Here is a 959-nt window from a genome sequence, read left to right as displayed (position 1 = left end):
GATCTCGATTACTGGGCCCTGATGCCCAAACGCGAGAAGCGTCGCCGATAATTTAGGCAAAAGCCTAGCCTTTCGGCATAAATCTGCCGAATTTGGCGGCAATCCGCCTGCGCGGACCGTTCACCTACGGCTTTTCCAGCATTTCTCATGCCGGTGCCTTGGCATGCCTCGTGCTTGGGCAGCCTGCCTATTTTGCTGGCGTTTCGCCCGCCAGCGTAGACGGGCGCAGAACCGTTTCGCCAAACAAAAAACAGGGTGGGATTTCCAATGATCGCCTTAACGATGCGCCGCCTTGCGGCGCCCGCTCTCCTGTTGTCGCTCGCAGCCTTTCCCGCGCTTGCCGCCGAGGAGAAGCCGCTCGATGCCGCCAACACCGCCTGGATCCTGACTGCCACTGCCCTGGTGCTGTTCATGACCGTGCCGGGCCTTGCCCTCTTCTATGCCGGCCTGGTGCGCGCCCGGAACGCGCTCAGCGTGGTGATGCATTGCGTGGTGATCGCCGCCATGGTGTCGCTGCTCTGGCTGATCGCCGGCTACAGCCTCGCCTTCACCGATGGCGGCGGCGCCAACAGCTGGATCGGCAGCTTCGACCGCGCATTTCTCGCCGGTATCAGCGCCGAGACGCTGAAGGACGGCCTGCCCGAAGTGCTGTTCTTCATGTTCCAGATGACCTTCGCCATCATCACGCCGGCGCTGATCGTCGGCGCCTGGCCCGAGCGTATCCGCTTCAGCGCCGTGGTGCTGTTCACCCTGCTGTGGCTGTTCCTGGTCTATGTGCCGGTCTGTCATTGGATCTGGGGCGGTGGCTGGCTGTTCGACCTCGGCGTGATCGATTTCGCCGGCGGCCTGGTGGTGCATGTCACCGCCGGCATGGCCGCGATTGTCGCCGCCGTCATGGTCGGCAAGCGCCGCGATTTCCCGCATGAACCGCTGCTGCCGCACAATCCGGGCATGACCGC

General features: G+C 63.5%; 2 protein-coding genes (1 of these 2 running past the window's edge). Both read left to right on the top strand.

The annotated features are described in order from the left end of the window. Positions 1 to 51 carry the 3' end of a MaoC family dehydratase gene (locus tag CTR53_RS09015; protein ID WP_290811701.1) on the top strand. Its footprint begins 975 nt before the window's first position, so only the last 51 of its 1,026 coding nucleotides appear in the window; its start codon lies beyond the left edge, outside the window; its stop codon occupies positions 49 to 51. A 216-nt stretch (positions 52 to 267) separates the two neighbouring features. After that, positions 268 to 959: ammonium transporter (locus CTR53_RS09010; protein ID WP_367158959.1), on the top strand; the 692-nt coding region annotated here is incomplete at its 3' end.

The organism is Ferrovibrio sp., assembly GCF_002796975.1.
Classification (GTDB): Bacteria; Pseudomonadota; Alphaproteobacteria; order Ferrovibrionales; family Ferrovibrionaceae; genus Ferrovibrio.
Note: the sequence above shows the minus strand (reverse complement) of the source record. Positions and strands in the feature narration are given on the sequence as shown.